The organism is Enterobacter ludwigii (assembly GCA_023023105.1).
GTDB classification, from domain to species: Bacteria; Pseudomonadota; Gammaproteobacteria; order Enterobacterales; family Enterobacteriaceae; genus Enterobacter; species Enterobacter adelaidei.
Window position 1 is genome coordinate 854,572 of the sequence record CP083824.1, and the last position, 15,588, is coordinate 870,159.

Annotated in this window: 10 protein-coding genes; 7 read left to right on the forward strand and 3 right to left on the reverse strand. The window is 56.5% G+C overall.

Annotated elements, in window-relative coordinates; genetic code table 11:
• Positions 1–76: 76 nt before the first annotated feature.
• A complete protein-coding gene (gene sfsA, locus LCD46_03975; protein ID UOY71501.1) occupies positions 77–781 on the reverse strand; it encodes a DNA/RNA nuclease SfsA in 705 nt (234 codons plus the stop codon).
• Positions 781–1,326, reverse strand: a complete 546-nt coding sequence (gene thpR, locus LCD46_03980) for an RNA 2',3'-cyclic phosphodiesterase (protein UOY71502.1) — start codon at positions 1,324–1,326, stop codon at positions 781–783. Before thpR ends, sfsA begins: the two co-directional genes overlap by 1 nt.
• A gap of 73 nt (positions 1,327–1,399) precedes the next feature.
• On the opposite strand from thpR, the gene hrpB reads away from it, so the two are divergent.
• From hrpB to fhuB, 6 genes are all read left to right on the forward strand, one after another.
• Entirely contained in the window at positions 1,400–3,829 is a 2,430-nt protein-coding gene (gene hrpB / locus LCD46_03985; GenBank protein ID UOY71503.1) for an ATP-dependent helicase HrpB, read from the forward strand.
• Between the two features lie 79 nt (positions 3,830–3,908).
• On the forward strand, positions 3,909–6,434 hold the full coding sequence (mrcB, locus tag LCD46_03990; GenBank protein ID UOY71504.1) for a bifunctional glycosyl transferase/transpeptidase: 2,526 nt from the start codon (positions 3,909–3,911) through the stop codon (positions 6,432–6,434).
• Positions 6,435–6,669: 235 nt separating this feature from the next.
• Positions 6,670–8,919 carry a ferrichrome porin FhuA gene (gene fhuA / locus LCD46_03995; protein ID UOY71505.1) on the forward strand — a complete coding sequence of 750 codons (2,250 nt, stop codon included), beginning with the start codon at positions 6,670–6,672 and terminating at the stop codon, positions 8,917–8,919.
• A gap of 50 nt (positions 8,920–8,969) precedes the next feature.
• Complete coding sequence (gene fhuC, locus LCD46_04000) at positions 8,970–9,767, forward strand: Fe3+-hydroxamate ABC transporter ATP-binding protein FhuC (GenBank protein UOY71506.1); 798 nt, start codon at positions 8,970–8,972, stop codon at positions 9,765–9,767.
• Positions 9,767–10,657, forward strand: coding sequence for a Fe(3+)-hydroxamate ABC transporter substrate-binding protein FhuD (fhuD, locus tag LCD46_04005; GenBank protein UOY71507.1), 891 nt, complete (start codon positions 9,767–9,769; stop codon positions 10,655–10,657). Before fhuC ends, fhuD begins: the two co-directional genes overlap by 1 nt.
• A complete protein-coding gene (gene fhuB, locus LCD46_04010) occupies positions 10,654–12,636 on the forward strand; it encodes a Fe(3+)-hydroxamate ABC transporter permease FhuB (protein UOY71508.1) in 1,983 nt (660 codons plus the stop codon). Before fhuD ends, fhuB begins: the two co-directional genes overlap by 4 nt.
• Before the next feature lie 34 nt (positions 12,637–12,670).
• Here fhuB and hemL read toward each other — a convergent pair whose 3' ends face one another.
• Positions 12,671–13,951 (reverse strand): glutamate-1-semialdehyde 2,1-aminomutase, encoded by a 1,281-nt coding sequence (gene hemL / locus LCD46_04015; GenBank protein UOY71509.1) that lies wholly within the window; start codon positions 13,949–13,951, stop codon positions 12,671–12,673.
• A gap of 176 nt (positions 13,952–14,127) precedes the next feature.
• Between hemL and clcA the strand changes: the two genes are divergently transcribed.
• Positions 14,128–15,528, forward strand: coding sequence for a H(+)/Cl(-) exchange transporter ClcA (gene clcA, locus LCD46_04020; GenBank protein ID UOY71510.1), 1,401 nt, complete (start codon positions 14,128–14,130; stop codon positions 15,526–15,528).
• Positions 15,529–15,588 lie beyond the last annotated feature (60 nt).

Below are 15,588 nucleotides of genomic sequence, written 5' to 3' on the forward strand. Positions count from 1 at the left end.
AACACTTGACAAGCCTGTGAGGAAAAGCGTATTTGCGCACGCGGCCAGAACACTTAATCATCAATCGTCTAATCCCTTATAAGACAATGGGAAGAGAGGATCTCAGAGTCATATTATCGGCAGAAAGTTCCGCTTTATAAGCCAAAACCTCTACCCCCTGCTTTTGTGCCTCATTCAACAATTGCGCGTATTTAGGATCAATATGGCGGGCAGGAGAGAATCGTTCAATGGCTGAATGCAAAACCGCAAACAGCAACACGGCGCGTTTGCCCGCCGCCGCAACACTCATTAGCTCTCGCAGATGCTTCTGCCCGCGTAGCGTTACCGCATCCGGGAAGTAGCCATTTTCCTGTTCCGCTAACGTCACTGATTTTACTTCAATATAGCACTCAGGCCTGTCTTGCGCCTGTAACATGAAGTCGATTCTGCTGCCTTCATCGCCATATTTCACTTCGCTTTTATGCGTGTCATAACCCACCAGTTCGGGAAGGGCATTATTCATTAGCGCTTCTTTAACCAGCTGATTGGCACGCAGGGTGTTAACACAAATAAATGCCCCGCTTTGTGTTTCGGTCATTTCCCAGGTATGGGCATATTTGCGTTTCATATTCTCTGATGTGGAATACCAGACCCGGTCACCCGGTGTCGCACACCCCGTCATAGCACCGGTATTGGGGCAGTGCAGGGTGAGCTGTGTTCCTTCAGGCGTGACTACGTCTGCGAGGAAGCGTTTGTAGCGTTGAATCAGCGTGGCGTGCTGCAGGGGAGGGCTAAACTTCATCAGGCGTCCTTAACGGTGTTGCCCAGCGTCCAGCGCTGTAGCGGCGTGTAGCGGGTGCGTCCTTGTGCAAAGACGGATTCATAAAGTGCGAATTCATTAACCGGAAAGGCCCAGTGAAAACCTGGTGGTGGGATGGCAACGGCCTGACCTGCATCGCGCAGCAACGTGATATGCGGATGAAACGGCTGCGGGCTCTGGTAACAGCCGCTGCGTGCCGCCTGGGCGCGCAGCATATTTGCAAGCTGTAATATCCCACGAGGCGGCTGGCGCGTACCCAGCCAGACCACCCGCGAGCGCAACCACTGCCCGGCATCATCAAGGTGTAGCGTAAACCCCGGTTGAGAGATCCGTCCGGCCATTGATGCCAGGGCTCGCTGCTTATCGGCGCTCACATCACCCAAAAAGGCCAGCGTCAGGTGCAGGTTAGCCGCGGCAACAGGGCGACCCGCTTCCGGCGGGAAGTGCTCAGCGCGCCAGCGAACGATTTGCCGCTGTATCGGGGCGGGTAATTCAATGGCAAAAAACAGCCGTTTCGACTCAGACATACGGGGGACTCGGTAATGATATGCGCCGATGCTACAATGTACGCCGACTAATGTTAACCCTCTGGAGCTGTTAGTGTCCTCATTGCCGGTCGCCGTCGTCCTTCCCGAGCTTCTCGCTGCCTTACAACATGCCCCGCAGGTTTTGCTGAATGCCCCGACAGGGGCCGGTAAATCCACCTGGCTGCCGCTGCAGATCCTGAAAGACGGGAATATCAGCGGGAAAATTATCCTGCTGGAGCCGCGCAGGCTGGCCGCGCGCAACGTAGCACAACGCCTGGCGGAATTGCTTAACGAAAAACCGGGCGAGACGGTGGGCTACCGTATGCGCGCTGAAACCTGTATCGGCCCAACCACGCGGCTTGAAGTGGTGACCGAGGGAATACTCACCCGCATGCTGCAAAACGATCCTGAACTGACCGGCGTCGGGCTGGTGATTCTGGATGAATTCCACGAACGCAGCCTGCAGGCGGATCTGGCTCTGGCACTGTTACTGGATGTTCAACAGGGGCTGCGTGACGACCTTCGGCTGCTCATCATGTCGGCGACGCTGGATAACGAACGGCTGCAGCAGACGCTGCCTGATGCACCAGTGATAGCCTCGCAAGGGCGAGCGTTTCCCGTAGAGCGCCGTTATCAACCGCTGCCTGCCCATCAGCGTTTTGATGAAGCGGTCGCCATCGCAACCGCAGAACTGCTGCGTCAGGAACCCGGTTCGCTGCTGCTGTTTTTACCCGGCGTGGGCGAAATCCAGCGCGTGCAGGAGCACCTGGCCTCCCGTGTCAGCAGCGATGTACTGTTGTGTCCGCTCTACGGCGCGCTGTCGCTGGCCGACCAGCGTAAAGCGATTCTCCCGGCGCCTGCGGGGCAGCGCAAAGTGGTACTGGCAACCAATATTGCGGAAACCAGTTTGACCATCGAAGGTATTCGCCTGGTTGTGGATAGCGCGCAGGAGAGAGTGGCAAGCTTTGACCCGCGTACCGGGCTGACGAAACTCCTGACGCAACGTATAAGCCAGGCGTCGATGGTACAGCGCGCAGGCCGTGCCGGGCGTCTTGAGCCGGGTATCTGCCTGCATTTGACCAGCGCAGAGCAGGCTGAACGCGCGGCACAACAAAGTCCCCCGGAAATTTTACAAAGTGATTTATCAGGTCTGGTGATGGATCTGCTGCAATGGGGCTGTCCGGATCCGGGAAAACTGACCTGGCTTAATCCGCCTCCTGTCGTAAACCTCACCGCAGCGCGTACACTGCTGGCCCAGCTTGGCGCGCTGGAAGGGGAGCGTCTGACGGCGCGCGGTCAAAAAATGGCCGCGCTGGGCAACGATCCGCGTCTGGCCGCAATGCTGGTGGCCGCGCAAGGGGAAGATGAAATTGCCACGGCGGCGAAACTGGCAGCTATTCTTGAGGAGCCGCCGCGCGGTGGCAGCAGCGATCTGGCGCAGGCATTTTCACGTAATCAGGGGAACTGGCAGCAACGGGCGCAGCAGCTCAGCAAACGGCTAAACAGCCGTGGCGGCTTGCCAGACAGCGATATTATCGCACAGTTGCTGGCACAAGCATTTCCGGACCGAATTGCGCGCCGACGCGGGCTGGACGGTCGATATCAGCTGGCAAATGGCATGGGCGCGATGCTGGACAGCGACGATGCTATGACGCGCCATGAGTGGCTGATTGCGCCGCTTCTGCTTCAGGGCAGCCAGTCGCCGGATGCGCGGATATTACTGGCGATAGCTGTCGATATTGAGGCCCTGACGCGTGCATGTCCGCAACTGCTTCAGCAATCTGATATTGTCGAATGGGATGACACCCAGGGCACCCTGAAAGCGTTTCGGCGTAGCCAGATTGGCAAACTGACCCTCGGCACGAAGCCACTGACGAAGCCGTCAGAAGAAGAGATGCATCAGGCGATGCTAAACGGCATTCGGGAAAAAGGGTTGAACGTACTGAACTGGACGCCAGAGGCGGAGCAATACCGTATTCGTCTGCACTGTGCCGCGCGCTGGCTGCCAGAATATGCCTGGCCCGCGGTGGATGATGAGACGCTGCTTGCCTCTCTGGAGAGCTGGCTGCTGCCGCAAATGCGCGGTGTACACTCGCTGCGGGCACTAAAAGCCCTTGATGTTAAGGTCGCGTTACAGAATTTACTGGACTGGTCATTACGTCAACGTCTGGATAGTGAACTGCCAGGGCATTACACTGTGCCGACCGGAAGCCGAATTGCCATTCGTTATCACGAGGATAATCCGCCAGCGCTGGCGGTTCGGATGCAGGAAATGTTTGGTGAGGCGACCACGCCGTCTATCGCGGAAGGGCGTGTGCCGGTGGTGCTTGAACTGTTGTCGCCTGCTCATCGTCCTCTACAGATCACCCGCGATCTGGGGGCGTTCTGGGCGGGAAGCTACCGGGAAGTGCAAAAAGAGATGAAAGGGCGATATCCCAAACACGTTTGGCCGGACGATCCGGCGAATACCGCGCCGACACGGCGTACGAAGAAATATTCTTAATTGAGAGATTTCTTCTTTCACGGTGATGTGGAAGAAAAGAGAATCGGGCCTTTGCGCCTGAAAGTTGCGGAGAAAAAGCATGGCGGGGAATGACCGCGAGCCAATAGGACGTAAGGGAAAACCAACGCGTCCGGCGAAAGAAAAGGTAAGCCGTCGTCGCCTCAGAGATGAGGACTATGACGATGACTATGAAGACGATTATGAGGATGAAGAACCGATGCCGCGTAAAGGGAAAGGCAAAGGGCGTAAGCCTCGGGGTAAACGCGGCTGGTTCTGGCTGCTGCTGAAGCTGTTCATTATTTTTGTTGTGCTGATGGCGATTTACGGCGTCTATCTGGATCAGAAGATCCGCAGCCGCATCGACGGTAAAGTCTGGCAGTTGCCTGCGGCAGTCTATGGCCGCATGGTGAACCTTGAGCCAGATATGTCCATCAGTAAGAACGAGATGGTGAAACTGCTGGAAGCGACCCAGTATCGTCAGGTGTCTAAGATGACGCGCCCGGGTGAATTCACCGTGCAGGCGAAGAGCATCGAGATGATCCGCCGTCCGTTTGATTTCCCGGACAGCAAAGAGGGACAGGTGCGGGCGCGTCTGACCTTTGACGGCGATCGTCTGGATACCATAGAGAACATGGATAACAACCGCCAGTTCGGTTTCTTCCGTCTTGATCCTCGCCTGATCACCATGCTTTCGTCAGCAAACGGTGAACAGCGTCTGTTTGTGGCCCGTAACGGTTTCCCGGATCTGCTGGTGGATACGCTGCTGGCAACCGAAGACCGTCACTTCTACGAGCACGATGGCATCAGCCTTTACTCCATAGGGCGTGCGGTGCTGGCGAACCTGACAGCAGGGCGCACGGTGCAGGGGGCGAGTACACTCACCCAGCAGCTGGTGAAGAACCTGTTCCTCTCCAGCGAACGCTCTTACTGGCGTAAGGCCAACGAAGCGTACATGGCCGTGCTGATGGACGCGCGTTACAGCAAGGATCGTATCCTTGAGCTGTACATGAACGAAGTGTACCTCGGCCAAAGCGGTGATAACGAAATCCGAGGTTTCCCGCTGGCGAGTCTGTACTACTTTGGCCGTCCGGTTGAAGAGCTGAGCCTTGACCAGCAGGCGCTGCTGGTCGGCATGGTGAAAGGGGCGTCAATTTATAACCCGTGGCGTAACCCAAAACTGGCGCTTGAGCGTCGTAACCTGGTGCTGCGTTTGCTGCAGCAACAGCAGGTGATCGATCAGGAGTTGTACGAGATGCTGAGCGCTCGTCCACTCGGCGTGCAGCCGCGCGGTGGCGTGATCTCGCCTCAACCTGCGTTTATGCAGCTGGTGCGTCAGGAGCTGCAAAGTAAGCTCGGTGATAAGGTTAAAGATCTCTCCGGCGTGAAGATCTTCACTACCTTTGACTCCGTAGCGCAGGATGCCGCGGAAAAAGCGGCGGTGGAAGGCATTCCGGCGCTGAAGAAACAGCGCAAGCTCTCCGATCTTGAAACCGCGATGGTGGTGGTTGACCGTAACACCGGTGAAGTTCGCGCGATGGTGGGCGGGGCTGAGCCACAGTTTGCAGGTTACAACCGCGCCATGCAGGCGCGTCGTTCGATCGGCTCTCTGGCAAAACCAGCAACCTATCTCACTGCGCTGAGTCAGCCAAACCAGTACCGCCTGAATACCTGGATTGCGGATGCGCCAATTTCCCTGCGTCAGCCTAACGGCCAGGTATGGTCACCGCAGAACGATGATAAACAGTTCAGCGGCCAGGTGATGCTGGTGGATGCGTTAACCCGCTCCATGAACGTACCAACGGTTAATCTGGGCATGTCACTGGGCCTGCCAGCGATTGTTGATACCTGGCAGAAACTGGGTATTTCGAAAGATCAGCTAAATCCGGTACCGGCGATGATTCTGGGTGCGCTTAACCTGACGCCAATCGAAGTCGCACAGGCGTTCCAGACCATTGCCAGCGGGGGGAACCGCGCACAGCTGTCTGCGCTGCGTTCAGTAATAGCTGAAGATGGTTCCGTGCTGTATCAGAGCTTCCCGCAGGCTGAACGTGCGGTGCCCGCTCAGGCCGCCTATATGACGCTGTGGACGATGCAACAGGTTGTGCAGCGTGGTACCGGGCGTCAACTGGGAGCGAAGTATCCGGGTCTGCATCTGGCGGGTAAAACCGGGACCACCAACAACAACGTCGATACCTGGTTTGCCGGTATTGATGGCCGTGAAGTGGTGATCACCTGGGTCGGTCGCGACAACAACCAGCCGACCAAACTGTACGGCGCAAGCGGGGCAATGTCGATTTACCAGCGTTATCTGGCGAATCAGTCCCCGGTGCCGCTGAATCTGGTCGCTCCGGAAGACATTGTTGATATGGGCGTGGATGGTTCCGGTAACTTTGTCTGCGGCGGCGGGATGCGTACCTTGCCGGTCTGGACGACCAACCCGGACGCGCTGTGTCAGCAAAGTCAGCCAGAACAACCATCGGGCAATCCGTTTGATTCGTCTTCTCAGCCACAGCAGCCGCAGCAGCAACAGCCGCAGCAGCAGAATGAGAAGAAAGACAGCGACGGTGTCGCCGGCTGGATTAAAGATATGTTCGGCGGTAACTAGCCTTTTAAAGCCCTCTTCCCTGGAAGGGGGCTTTTTTTACCCGTAGACCTCATTTCGTTAACCCTCGCTTTAACTCTGATTAACCCTTCGTTTTCTCTTGATGATTTCTTAAACCCTTAATTCTCATAGGGCCGCTTACTGCTTGCTATGCAACCAGCGTTTCGCATATTATTCTGGCGCACATAATAATAATTCTCGTTTACGTTATCATTCACTTTCACATCAGAGATTCAACATGGCGCTTTCCAATACTGCTCAGCCAATGAACACGTCGCTGCGTAAACTCGCGGTCGTCGTCGCCACAGCGGTTGCCGGCATGTCGACTTATGCACATGCTGCCGAAACCCCTAAAAAAGAAGAAAACATTACGGTAACCGCAGCGCCTGCGGCACAGGAAAGTGCCTGGGGACCCGCTGCGACTATCGCTGCAAGGCAATCCGCGACCGGAACGAAAACGGACACCCCGATTCAAAAGGTCCCACAGTCCATTTCGGTCGTGACTGCTGAAGAGATGGCATTGCATCAGCCACGCTCTGTTAAAGAAGCGCTGAGTTATACCCCAGGCGTTGCGGTCGGCACGCGTGGTGCGTCCAATACCTATGACTACCTGCTCATTCGCGGTTTCGCGGCCGATGGTCAGAGCCAGAATAACTACCTCGACGGTATGAAGATGCAGGGCAACTTCTATAACGACGCGGTGATTGACCCTTATATGCTGGAACGCGCTGAAATCATGCGTGGTCCGGTTTCTGTTCTGTACGGAAAAAGCAGCCCTGGTGGCTTGCTGAATATGGTGAGTAAGCGCCCAACCACTGAGCCGCTGAAAGAGATCCAGTTCAAAGTGGGTACTGACAGCCTGTTCCAGACTGGCTTTGACTTTAGCGATGCGATCGACGACGACGGCGTTTACTCCTACCGTTTAACCGGCGTGGCGCGTTCTAACAATGCCCAGCAGGAGCGTGCGGAAGAACAGCGTTATGCTATCGCGCCATCGTTCTCCTGGCGTCCGGATGATAAAACCACCTTCACGTTCCTCTCCTATTTCCAGAACGAGCCTGAAACGGGCTACTACGGCTGGCTGCCAAAAGAGGGAACGGTTGATCCGCTGCCAAACGGCGATCGTCTGCCGACTGACTTCAACGAAGGCGCGAAGAACAACACCTATTCCCGTAACCAGAAAATGGTGGGGTATAGCTTCGATCACGCATTCAACGATACCTTTACCGTGCGTCAGAACCTGCGTTTTGCCGAGAATAAAACTTCGCAAAACAGCGTTTACGGCTATGGCGTCTGTACCGATCCTGCGAATAGCGGCAACAAACAGTGTGCAGCGTTAGCCCCGGCAGACAAAGGCCATTACCTGGCGCGTAAATACGTTGTCGATCATGAAAAACTGCAGAACTTCACCGTTGATACTCAACTGCAGAGCAAATTCTCTACCGGTGAGGTGGACCACATTCTGCTGACCGGCGTTGACTTTATGCGTATGCGTAATGACATCAACTCCTGGTTTGGTTATGACGATTCTGTACCGCTGCTGGATCTCTACCATCCGGTGAACAGCGATTTTGATTTCGGCTCAAAAGATCCTGCAACTTCAGGCCCTTATCAAATTCTCAACCGCCAGAAACAGACAGGTCTGTACGTTCAGGATCAGGCGCAGTGGGATAAAGTGCTGGTAACCCTTGGTGGCCGTTATGACTGGGCCGATCAAGAGTCTTATAACCGCGTAACGAACACGACAGCTAAACGCGATGACACGCAGTTCACCTGGCGCGGTGGCGTTAACTATCTGTTCGACAATGGCGTAACGCCTTACTTCAGCTATAGCGAATCCTTTGAACCTGCTTCCCAGACTGGTGCGAGTGGCAACATTTTTGCTCCGTCTAAAGGGAAGCAATACGAAGCGGGTGTGAAATACGTGCCGAACGATCGTCCGATCGTGATTACCGGTGCGGTATACCAGCTGACGAAAACCAACAACCTGATGGCTGATCCAGCGGGCTCATTCTTCTCCGTTGAAGGCGGTGAGATCCGTTCCCGTGGCGTAGAGCTGGAAGCGAAAGCGGCATTGTCTGCGAGCGTTAACGTTGTCGGTTCTTACACCTATACCAATGCCGAGTACACTACCGACACTAACTACAAAGGCAACACGCCAGCGCAGGTGCCGAAACACATGGCCTCCGTATGGGGGGATTACACCATGTTTGATGGCCCGCTGTCTGGCCTGACGTTGGGTACTGGCGTTCGTTATACCGGTTCCAGCTTCGGCGATCCGGCGAACTCCTTCAAAGTGGGCAGCTATACCGTGGTTGATGCACTTGTCAGATACGATCTGGCGCGTGTAGGGATGGCCGGCTCAAACGTCGCGCTTCACGTGAACAACCTGTTCGATCGTGAATATGTTGCCAGCTGCTTCAACACCTACGGTTGCTTCTGGGGTGCTGAACGTCAGGTTGTAGCCACTGCGACCTTCCGCTTCTAATCTCTCTTTGGGCACGGTTCGCCGTGCCCTTTTTATTTAAGTTGGCTGACATGCAGGATAATAAAACGCAATCCGACACCACTTTTACGCTCAACAATCTCTCCTTTCGCGTACCCGGGCGCACCTTGCTGCATCCGCTCTCTTTGGCATTCCCTGCTGGTAAAGTCACTGGCCTGATTGGTCACAACGGTTCCGGTAAATCGACTTTGCTTAAGATGCTGGGCCGCCATCAGCCGCCTTCGGAAGGCGATATTCTGCTTGATGACCAACCGCTGGAGAGCTGGAGCAGTAAAGCCTTTGCCCGCAAAGTCGCGTATTTGCCGCAGCAGCTGCCGCAGGCGGAGGGGATGACGGTGCGTGAACTGGTAGCGATTGGGCGTTATCCGTGGCACGGGGCGCTTGGGCGTTTCGGTGTCGCCGACAGAGAAAAAGTGGAAGAGGCGATTTCGCTGGTGGGATTAAAACCGCTGGCACACCGTCTGGTGGATAGCCTGTCCGGGGGCGAACGTCAGCGCGCGTGGATTGCGATGCTGGTGGCTCAGGACAGCCGTTGCCTGCTGCTGGATGAACCCACCTCTGCGCTGGATATTGCCCATCAGGTTGACGTTCTGGCGCTGGTACATCGCTTAAGCCAGCAGCGTGGGTTGACGGTGATTGCGGTCCTGCACGATATCAACATGGCCGCGCGTTATTGTGACTACCTCGTCGCGCTGCGTGGCGGGGAAATGATTGCGCAGGGCACACCATCCGAACTGATGCGCAGCGAAACGCTGGAACACATTTACGGAATTCCAATGGGTATTCTGCCTCACCCGGCCGGGGCAGCACCGGTGAGCTTTGTATACTGATGCTGGATTCAATGCAAATGAGCCGCCGTCGCCTGCTGACGGCAATGGCGCTATCACCGTTGTTATTAAAAATGAATACGGCGCATGCCGCTGCCGTCGATCCGCACCGTATCGTGGCTCTTGAGTGGCTGCCAGTCGAGCTGATGATGGCGCTCGGCGTCACGCCTTATGGCGTGGCGGACATTCCCAACTATAACCTCTGGGTGAACGAGCCGAAGCTGCCGGACTCGGTGATCGACGTCGGCCTGCGTACTGAGCCAAACCTTGAACTGCTCACTCAGATGAAGCCGTCATTCCTGTTCTGGTCTGCGGGGTACGGTCCGTCAGAAGAGACAATGGCGCGTATTGCGCCCGGTCGAGGTTTCTCCTTCAGTGACGGTAAAAAACCGTTGACCATGGCGAAACACTCTATTAACGAGATGGCGCATATCCTCAACCGTGAGGCGGAGGCTAAAAAGCATCTCGACGAATTCGACGCCCTGATTGATTCCCTGAAGCCGCGCTTTGCCCATCGGGGCGATCGCCCGCTGTTGATGATGACGTTACTGGATGCCCGCCATATGCTGGTCTTTGGCAAAAACTGTCTGTTCCAGGACGTGCTCGACAGTGTTGGTATTCGCAATGCCTGGGAAGGTGAGATGAACTTCTGGGGCAGTACGACCGTAGGTATTGACCGCCTGGCGGCATTTCGTGATGTCGACGTGCTGTGTTTCGACCACGGCAACGAACGTGGCATGCAAACGCTGATGGCCACTCCGCTCTGGCAGGCGATGCCGTTTGTGCGTGAGCAGCGTTTCCAGCGCGTGCCAGCGGTATGGTTCTACGGCGCGACGCTGTCGGCCATGCATTTTGCCCGCGTGCTGGATAATGCGCTGGGAGGTAAAGCATGAGTACGCGTATTGCACGCTTCCCGGCACTGCTGTTGTCCTTACTCTTCCTTGCTGCGCTGGTTTTAACCTGGTTCAACCTGTCGACGGCATTGCCGCGCGGGGAGTGGGGCACCGCTCTGACAGCCCCGGATATCAACAACATTCAGCAGATGGTGTTCCACTACAGCCTGCTACCGCGTCTGGCGATCTCGCTGCTGGTCGGGGCCGGGTTAGGCCTGGTGGGCGTTTTGTTCCAGCAGGTACTGCGTAACCCTCTGGCAGAGCCGACGACGCTGGGTGTTGCAACAGGTGCGCAGCTTGGGATCACCATTACCACGCTGTGGGCGCTGCCCGGCGCGTTAACCACGCAGTTTGCGGCTCTCGCGGGGGCATGTGTGGTGGGGGCGCTGGTCTTTGGCGTGGCCTGGGGTAAACGCCTGTCCCCCGTGACGCTAATCCTGGCCGGGCTGGTGGTCAGTCTCTATTGTGGCGCGATTAATCAACTGCTGGTGCTGTTCCATCACGATCAGCTGCAAAGCATGTTCCTGTGGAGTACCGGAACCCTTACCCAGACTGACTGGAGTGGTGTTGAGCGTCTGTGGCCGCAGCTAATTGGCGGTGTACTGCTGACCCTGCTGCTCCTGCGTCCGTTAACGTTAATGGGGCTGGATGATGGTGTGGCGCGTAACCTGGGGTTGGCGTTGTCGCTGGCTCGTCTGGCGGCGCTGACGCTGGCAATTGTATTGAGCGCTTTGCTGGTAAACGCCGTTGGCATCATCGGGTTTATTGGCCTCTTTGCTCCGCTGCTGGCAAAAATGCTCGGCGCACGGCGTCTTCTGGCGCGCCTGATGCTGGCTCCTCTGATTGGCGCGCTGATCCTCTGGCTTTCCGATCAGATCATTCTCTGGCTGGCGCATGTCTGGAGGGAAGTGTCGACGGGCTCGGTGACCGCGCTTATAGGTGCGCCGCTGCTGCTGTGGCTACTCCCGCGTCTGCGCAGTATTAGCGCGCCGGCGATGGATGTTGGCGATAAGGTTCATGCTGAACGTCAGTCAGTGCTGTGGTTTAGCCTTGCCGGTCTGGCGGTGCTGATTATTGCTTTGTTTGCCGCATTCGCTTTTGGGCGTGATGCGGCGGGCTGGCACTGGGCAACGGGCGATTTATTCCATGAACTGCTGCAGTGGCGCTGGCCGCGGGTGCTTTCCGCGTTAATTGCCGGGGTCATGTTGGCCGTCGCGGGCTGTATTATCCAGCGCCTGACCGGCAATCCGATGGCCAGCCCGGAAGTGCTGGGGATTAGCTCTGGCGCGGCGTTCGGCGTGGTGCTGATGTTGTTCCTCGTGCCGGGAAATGCATTCGGCTGGTTGATGCCTGCGGGGAGTATTGGTGCGGCGGTGACGCTGTTAATCATCCTGATTGCTTCTGGTCGCGGCGGTTTTTCCCCGCACCGAATGCTGCTGGCCGGGATGGCGCTCAGCACGGCATTTACCATGTTGCTGATGCTGCTTCAGGCGAGTGGCGATCCGCGTATGGCGAAGATTCTGACCTGGATTTCCGGCTCAACGTACAGTGCTACCGGCAGCCAGGTTGTTTACACCGGGATCGTGATGATCGTGTTGCTGGCGGTTGTGCCGCTGTGTCGTCGCTGGATGACCATCCTGCCGCTGGGGGGCGAAACTGCACGTGCGGTCGGGTTAGCGCTAACGCCAACGCGCGTGGCGCTTCTTCTGCTGGCTGCGTGTCTGACGGCGACGGCCACCATGACGATAGGACCGCTAAGCTTTGTGGGGTTGATGGCTCCGCATATCGCCAGAATGATGGGTTTTCGCCGGACCATGCCGCATATTGTGATGTCGGCGCTAACGGGCGGGATAATGCTGGTGTTTGCGGACTGGTGCGGAAGAATGGTGCTGTTTCCCTATCAGGTCCCGGCAGGTCTGCTGTCGACCTTTATTGGCGCGCCGTACTTTATTTATCTGTTAAGAAAGCAGAGCAGGTAGGCCGGGTAAGCGTTAGCGCCACCCGGCAATGCCCTTAGAGCTTCGCGAACACCTTACGCGCCGCGTCGATGGTGTTATTGATATCGTCTTCGCTGTGCGCCACGGACATAAAGCCCGCTTCGAACGCTGACGGAGCCAGGTACACCCCTTCTTCCAGCATCAGGTGGAAGAAACGCTTGAAGCGTTCGACGTCACATTTCACCACATCCTGATAGCAGGTGACGGTTTTCGCATCGGTGAAGAAAATTCCGAACATCCCTCCCACATGGTTCACCACCAGCGGGATACCCGCTTCTTCGGCGGCTTCCAGCAGACCGTTTGCCAGCTGAGTGGTGAGGTCAGTCAGGGTCTCATGAATACCAGGCTGAGCCACTTCGGTCAGGCAGGCGAAGCCCGCAGCCATCGCGATTGGGTTACCGGAGAGCGTTCCCGCCTGGTAAACCGGGCCTGTTGGTGCCAGGGCTTCCATCACATCCTTACGGCCACCGAATGCACCGACTGGCATACCGCCGCCGATGATTTTGCCGAGGCAAGTCAGATCAGGCTCAACGCCATAATAGGACTGGGCACCCGCCAGCGCTACGCGGAAGCCGGTCATCACTTCGTCAATGATCAGCAGCGCGCCGAATTCATCACACAGTGCGCGCAGGCCCGGCAGGAAATCAGGTTGCGGTGGGATGCAGTTCATGTTGCCCGCAACGGGCTCAACGATAATGCAGGCGATCTCCTGTGGATATTGCTCGAACGCTGCGCGAACGGTATCCAGATCGTTATAGGTACAGGTTAGCGTGTGCTTTGCGAAATCAGCCGGTACACCCGGAGAGTTTGGCTGGCCGAGGGTCAGCGCGCCGGAGCCCGCTTTCACCAACAGGCAGTCCGCGTGGCCGTGGTAGCAGCCTTCAAATTTGATGATTTTGTCGCGGCCAGTAAAACCACGCGCCAGACGGATGGCGCTCATGGTGGCTTCGGTACCGGAGTTCACCATGCGCACCATGTCCATGGTGGGCACCAGTTCAGTCACCAGCTCCGCCATTCTCACTTCCATCTCGGTTGGCGCGCCGAAGCTCAGGCCACGCTGAGCCGCTTCAATCACCGCGTTACGAATAGCAGGGTGGTTATGCCCCAGTACCATCGGTCCCCAGGAACCGACATAATCAATGTAGGCTTTGCCATCGACATCATACAGATACGCGCCGTCAGCACGTTCGATAAACAGCGGCGTGCCGCCAACGCCGGTAAAGGCGCGTACAGGTGAGTTCACGCCACCCGGAATAAGCTCGCGGGCTGCACTGTAGAGGTTTTCAGACTTGCTCATGGCGTCGTTCCTGGTTCGTATAAAATGATTAAGCACACTATTCTAAGTGATCCGCGGAAGGTAATGAAATTTTTGCCTCTTTCATTCCTAAACAATTGTTAAGTATTTTTCACGGGATGACATGGCGCACTCTGGTAGAATCCCTGGGGCTATTTGTATGACGATAAGAAACGGTAATGAAAGCAGACATCCCCACATTTGAAGAACAACAGTTCAGACGCATACAGCACCGTATTAGCATTCGACGTTTGCTCAATCGCGATAAAACCCCGCTGGCTATTCTGCTGGCTGCTGCCGTGGTCGGTACAGTCGCCGGGCTGGTGGGTGTACTATTTGAAAAAGCGGTCAATGCGGTACTGAACTGGCGAGTTGGCACCGTAGCCGGTTTCGCCGATAGTCGGTGGCTGGTTTGGGTATGGGCGTTCGGACTGTCGGCGCTGTTTGCCATGGTGGGTTACTTTCTGGTGCGCAAATTTGCTCCTGAAGCTGGCGGTTCAGGGATCCCGGAAATTGAAGGTGCGCTGGAAGAGTTACGCCCGGTGCGCTGGTGGCGCGTCATCCCGGTAAAATTTATCGGGGGTATGGGAACGCTCGGGGCGGGCATGGTTCTGGGGCGAGAAGGGCCAACCGTACAACTGGGCGGGAACGTCGGCCGCATGGTGGGCGATCTGTTTCGGATGCGTAGCGCCGAAGCGCGCCATACGCTGCTGGCAACCGGCGCGGCGGCGGGGCTTTCGGCAGCGTTTAACGCGCCGCTGGCGGGGATCCTGTTTATCATCGAAGAGATGCGCGCGCAGTTTCGCTACAACCTGATTTCGATTAAAGCGGTGTTTACTGGCGTCATTATGTCGAGCATCGTTTTTCGCATCTTCAATGGCGAGGGCGCGGTGATTGAGGTCGGCAAACTCACCAATGCCCCGGTGAATACCCTGTGGCTTTACCTGATCCTCGGTATGATTTTTGGCGTGGTTGGCCCGCTATTTAACACCTCTATTTTGCGTGCTCAGGATATGTTCCAGCGCATTCACGGCGGAAATACCACCAAATGGGTGCTGATGGGCGGCCTGCTGGGTGGGATGTGTGGTCTACTCGGTTTTATTGAGCCCAATGCCGCTGGCGGTGGCTTCGGGCTGATTCCCATCGCGGCGGCGGGCAATTTCAGCGTGGGTCTGCTGCTGTTTATGTTTATTTCACGCGTCATCACAACGGTGTTGTGTTTCTCCTCCGGTGCACCCGGCGGGATTTTCGCGCCAATGCTGGCATTGGGCACGCTGCTGGGGACCGCGTTTGGGATGGCGGCTGAAGTGGGTTTCCCGGCTTATCATCTGGACGCCGGGACGTTTGCGGTGGCCGGAATGGGGGCGCTGCTGGCCGCGTCCTTGCGCGCGCCGTTGACCGGCATCGTGCTGGTGCTGGAAATGACGGATAATTACCAGCTCATTTTGCCAATGATCATTACCTGCCTCGGCGCGACACTATTAGCCCAATTCCTGGGTGGAAAACCGCTATACTCCACCATCCTTGCACGTACCCTGGCAAAACAAGAGGCTGAACGGGCGGCCACGCAGAATACTTGAATGAAATACCAGGGTATTAGATAATGACATAAAGAATTGGGTGAATTTTGCCCAATAGCA

Excerpts from the sequence above, each read along its gene's own strand:
- sfsA (UOY71501.1), bottom strand. The coding sequence starts at position 781 with ATGAAGTTTAGCCCTCCCCTGCAGCACGCCACGCTGATTCAACGCTAC.
- thpR (UOY71502.1), bottom strand. The coding sequence starts at position 1,326 with ATGTCTGAGTCGAAACGGCTGTTTTTTGCCATTGAATTACCCGCCCCG.
- mrcB (UOY71504.1), top strand. The coding sequence starts at position 3,909 with ATGGCGGGGAATGACCGCGAGCCAATAGGACGTAAGGGAAAACCAACG.
- fhuA (UOY71505.1), top strand. The coding sequence starts at position 6,670 with ATGGCGCTTTCCAATACTGCTCAGCCAATGAACACGTCGCTGCGTAAA.
- fhuC (UOY71506.1), top strand. The coding sequence starts at position 8,970 with ATGCAGGATAATAAAACGCAATCCGACACCACTTTTACGCTCAACAAT.
- fhuD (UOY71507.1), top strand. The coding sequence starts at position 9,767 with ATGCTGGATTCAATGCAAATGAGCCGCCGTCGCCTGCTGACGGCAATG.
- fhuB (UOY71508.1), top strand. The coding sequence starts at position 10,654 with ATGAGTACGCGTATTGCACGCTTCCCGGCACTGCTGTTGTCCTTACTC.
- hemL (UOY71509.1), bottom strand. The coding sequence starts at position 13,951 with ATGAGCAAGTCTGAAAACCTCTACAGTGCAGCCCGCGAGCTTATTCCG.
- clcA (UOY71510.1), top strand. The coding sequence starts at position 14,128 with ATGAAAGCAGACATCCCCACATTTGAAGAACAACAGTTCAGACGCATA.